The sequence below is a fragment of the Streptomyces alkaliphilus genome (genome assembly GCF_014141535.1).
Lineage (GTDB): Bacteria > Actinomycetota > Actinomycetes > Streptomycetales > Streptomycetaceae > Streptomyces > Streptomyces alkaliphilus.
In genome coordinates, this window is record NZ_VKHT01000413.1 from 1 (window position 1) to 4,364 (window position 4,364).

Annotated in this window: 4 protein-coding genes; 3 read left to right on the plus strand and 1 reads right to left on the minus strand. The window is 71.8% G+C overall.

Annotation, left to right across the window (positions count from 1 at the left end):
• Positions 1 to 349: 349 nt before the first annotated feature.
• Positions 350 to 1,435, plus strand: a complete 1,086-nt coding sequence (locus FNQ90_RS14030; protein WP_182606692.1) for a lytic polysaccharide monooxygenase — start codon at positions 350 to 352, stop codon at positions 1,433 to 1,435.
• 295 nt (positions 1,436 to 1,730) lie between these two features.
• A complete protein-coding gene (locus FNQ90_RS14035) occupies positions 1,731 to 2,327 on the plus strand; it encodes a pyridoxamine 5'-phosphate oxidase family protein (RefSeq protein ID WP_323379957.1) in 597 nt (198 codons plus the stop codon).
• Between the two features lie 94 nt (positions 2,328 to 2,421).
• On the opposite strand, the gene FNQ90_RS14040 is transcribed toward FNQ90_RS14035, so the two are convergent.
• Positions 2,422 to 3,285, minus strand: a complete 864-nt coding sequence (locus FNQ90_RS14040) for an esterase/lipase family protein (RefSeq protein ID WP_182606693.1) — start codon at positions 3,283 to 3,285, stop codon at positions 2,422 to 2,424.
• Between the two features lie 388 nt (positions 3,286 to 3,673).
• Between FNQ90_RS14040 and FNQ90_RS14045 the strand changes: the two genes are divergently transcribed.
• On the plus strand, positions 3,674 to 4,345 hold the full coding sequence (locus FNQ90_RS14045) for an HAD family hydrolase (protein WP_182606694.1): 672 nt from the start codon (positions 3,674 to 3,676) through the stop codon (positions 4,343 to 4,345).
• Positions 4,346 to 4,364 lie beyond the last annotated feature (19 nt).

Here is a 4,364-nt window from a genome sequence, read left to right on the forward strand (position 1 = left end):
CTGCGGGGGCCACCCCCACCTCGGGCCGCCTCGGAACCCCCGTCGGGACCGCCTCCGGAATTTCTCGCCGAACCGGACACCGGGCCGGGCACGGGAAAGGATGAAACAGACACACCGGACGGTGGACTTAACCGTCTTTCAGGCTCTCCTTAACGCCGCCATAAAGGACCTCCTTGGGGCGGTAGACGCAGGTCAACAGGGCTAACGTGAGTGTCGCCAGGCGGAGTTGGCGGATCCGGACCCGGATGTTCGCGCATCGGGGCCGGTCCATTCGGTCGATCCCCACCGAGTCGCGCCGGTGGGGACCACCGCCCCCACGATGCCCCCCACAGCCGAGGAGAACGCCCGCATGTCCCCCCGACGTTCAGCAGCCGCCGTCGGCGCTCTCGCCGTCGCGCCGCTCGCCCTGAGTCTGCTGACAGCCGCTCCCGCCGCCGCCCACGGTTCCATGGACGATCCGATCAGCCGGGTCAAGCTCTGCCGCGAGGAGGGGCCGGAGGCCCCCCGCTCGGACGCCTGCCGGGACGCCGTCGCCATCGGCGGCACCCAGCCCCTCTACGACTGGAACGAGGTCAACATCCCCAACGCCGCCGGGGCGCACCGCTCGCTGATCCCGGACGGCCGGCTGTGCGGCGCCGGGCGCGACAAGTACGCCGGGCTGGACCAGGCCCGTGTCGACTGGCCCGCCACCGCGATGAACAGCGGCAACCACACCTTCCGGTACACCGCGACCGCGCCCCACCCGGGCGGTTTCGAGCTGTACATCACCACCCCCGGCTGGGATCCGACCCAACCGCTGCGCTGGTCGGACCTGGAGTTGTTCGGCGAGGTGTCCGCTCCCCCACTGGTCAACGGCGATTACGTCTTCGACGCCACGATCCCGCGGCGCGAGGGGCGCCACCTGATCTACAGCATCTGGCAGCGCACCGACAGCCCCGAGGCCTTCTACACCTGTTCGGACGTGGTCTTCGGCGCCGACACCACCGGTGCCCCCGTCGTGGAGCGACCCGCCGAGCCGGTGGATGTGACCGAGGGCGTGGACCCCACCACCGTGGGGGACCACCCCGACCACGAGCACCACCACGGCCCCGAGGAGGACTACGACGCCCTGGCCGCCGCCGAGCGGGCGGGCAAGGAGTTGGACAAGTACGACCCGAACGAGGCGACGGACGCGCCCGAGGACTCCGCGCAGGCCCCGGAGGACGTCGCCGGTGACTCCGGAGCGGACGCCGAAGAGGGTGCGAGGGGCGCGGACGGCGGGCAGCCGAACGCCCCAACCCCCCACGGAGGCGGCGACGAGGTCAGGCTGGCCACGACCGGCAGCGACCCGGGCACCATGGCCGTCGCCGTCGGCGGTGCCGCGGCTCTGGCCCTGGGCGCGGGCGTGCTGCTCGTGACCGCCCGCCGCCGGATGTCGGGGCGCAACAGCGCCTGAGACGTCCCTCCGGATCGGTGCCGTCGGCTCCCGCCCCCACCCCTGTGGGGAGTCGAGGGCACCGCCGCCCGCTTCGGCCGGAACAGGCGGAATCCGGCCGAAGCGGAGCGGACCCCGCGGCCCCCGACCCCTCGCCCGGACGGGCGGGCGTAGGGTCGGGGGCACGGTCGTGTGCGGCCCGGCGAGCGGGCCGTCGGTCAACAGGGACGGAGCACGCGTGGGCAGCACGGGGAACACCGGGAGCACGGGGAACACCGGCGTCGAGCAGCTCACCGGCGCGGTCACGGTCGAATCCGTGGAGGAGTTGCGGGAGGTGGTCGGCGAACCCCTCCCGCACGCCAGGAACAAGGTCCGGACCTCGCTGCACGCGTTGGACCGGGCGTGGTTGCAGCACGCCCCGCTCTGCCTCCTGGCCACCGCCGACGACGAGGGCAACTGCGACGTCTCACCGCGCGGGGATCCCGGACGGTGCGTCCTGGTACTGGACGACCGGACCCTCGCCCTGCCCGACCGCCCGGGCAACAAGCGGGTGGACAGCCTGCTCAACATCCTGACCAATCCCCGGGTGGGGTTGATCTTCCTGATCCCGGGACGGGGCGACACCCTGCGCGTCAACGGTCGGGCCCGGATCGTCCGGGAGGCCCCCTTCATGGACCGGATGACGGTGCGCGGACACCGCCCCCGCCTGGCGGTGCTGGTGGAGGTCGAGGAGGTCTACCACCACTGTTCCAAGGCGTTCCTCCGTTCGCGGGCCTGGGATCCGGGCAGCTGGGAACCGGGGGCCGTGCCCTCGCGCGCCCGGATCGCCAAGGCGCTGGACCGGCCCGAGGACTCCCTGGAGGAGTTGGAGGAGTACTACGGTCCCTCCTACGCCGAGCGTCTCTACGGCTGAGCCGGGGCCGGTCGACCCGGCCGCGGGACCGGGTCGACCGGCTGTCGGGGGCCCCGCCGGGCGGCGGGGCCGATGGCCCGGGCCGGATCGACCGTCAGCCGATGACGGACAGGCAGGTGGTGGGTCTCGACCGCGAGGGATCGAGGATGTTGGCCACCTCGTGGAAGACCACGCGGTCGGTCAATCCGACCCCGGCGTGCTCGGAGAGGTTGAGCGCGCACAGGTCCTGCACGAGGACGTTGCGCACCCCCGGTTCGTCGATGAACTGGCTGCGCCACGGCGTCACGATCTGGTCGTACCGGGTGGCTATGACGGTGTAGGAGACACCGGGGACGGTGTAGCCGTCCGAGTTGAGCGCGGTGAGGAAATCGGATCCGACGACCTGTTGACCGAGCGCCGGGGTGGCGAGGAACAGCGCCTTGTCCAGACCGGGGAAGATGTCCAGCAGTCGGGTGAGGCCCAGCAGGGTCGTGCCGTTGGTGCTGGGGGCGATGGCGATCAGTTCGTTGACCTTGCCGGCCGCCCCGGGGTGGTGTTTGAGGTAGTAACGGGGCATCAGGCCGCCCTGGGAGTGACCGACCGGATCGACCTCCCGGGCGCCGGTGGCCTCCAGCACCCGATCCACGAAGACCGCCAGGTCACCGGCGGACTCCTCGATGGGACCGAGGCCGTGGAAGAGGGGGACGCCGGGGAGGACTCCGTGGTCCGGGGAGAAGACGCAGAAGTCACGATTCTTCAGGTAGGGGGCCAACCCCAGCCAGTTGACGTGCTTGTTGGCGAGGGTGCCGTGCACCAGCACCACGGGGCGGGGGTTGCGCTCGGAGGGCTTGCAGGACCAGTCGTTCCAGCCACTGCTCGGAGGGGCGGCCGCGTGTGCGGCCCCGGTCGGGAGGAGGGCGACGGCCAGCGCGAACACCAGTCCTGCGCACAGGCGCGCCCATCGGTTCGGGGACAGCATCGAGTGGCTCTCCTCACGGATCACGGGAGTGGATCACTTGGGGGGTGACACCACGGCGATGCGGTCCGGACCATCATTACTGCCGAGTACATGCCAAGTTACGACCAAGTAACCAGCCCGCCCATCCTCCTTGCGGTGAAGAAGGAAACACACCGCCCCCACGGGAGATACACCATTCGCGCACCCACTCCCCCGACGGAGCCGAAGCACGACGGGGGAAGGAGTCCGATGAGGACCCCGCCGACCACCGGCGCCGGGAATCCCGCGGCGGCACCGGCAGCGGTGGTTGCACCTCCACGACGACCGGGATCGGCACACCGGCGCCCTGACCACGGCGGCGGCCCCGGACCGGTTCGGGGCCGCCGACCCCGGCGGCTAGCCTGATCGGGTGGCATCACCGGTGGAACTGGTCATCTTCGACTGCGACGGCGTGCTCGTGGACAGCGAGCGGATCGCCCTGCGCATCAACGTGGAACTCGGCGCCGAGATGGGCTGGACGATGGACGAGGAGGAGATTCTCGACCGCTTCCTGGGGCGTTCCGGGGCCGCGGTGCGGGCGCAGATCGCCGAACGCCTCGGTGAGGCCGGGGCCACCGAGTGGGATCAGCGGTACCAGGAGCGACTGCGCGCCGCGATCCCCACCGAGCTGACCCCCGTACCCGGCATCCGCTCCGCCCTGGCGGCCCTGGCCGACCGGGAGGAGCGCGGGGAGCTGCGCACCTGCATCGCCTCCAGCGGCGACCACGCCAAGATGCGCCTCACGCTCGGCACCACCGGCCTGTACCCGCGCTTCGAGGGGCGGATCTTCAGCACCACGGAGGTGGCGCGGGGCAAGCCCGCCCCCGACCTGTTCCTGCACGCCGCCCGCCGCATGGGGGCGGAACCGGCCTCCTGCGTGGTGGTGGAGGACAGCCATCACGGGGTGAACGCCGCGCGGGCGGCGGGGATGCGGTCCCTGGGATACGCCGGCGGGCTCACCCGACCGGAGCGCCTGGCCGGACCGGACACGATCGTCTTCGAGGACATGGCGCGGCTGCCGGAATTGATCTTCGGCCTGTGAGCCGGGCGCGATCCCGGCG

What these genes read in the sequence shown, in the direction of transcription:
- FNQ90_RS14040 (WP_182606693.1), bottom strand. Translation starts at nt 3,285, where the DNA reads ATGCTGTCCCCGAACCGATGGGCGCGCCTGTGCGCAGGACTGGTGTTC.
- FNQ90_RS14030 (WP_182606692.1), top strand. Translation starts at nt 350, where the DNA reads ATGTCCCCCCGACGTTCAGCAGCCGCCGTCGGCGCTCTCGCCGTCGCG.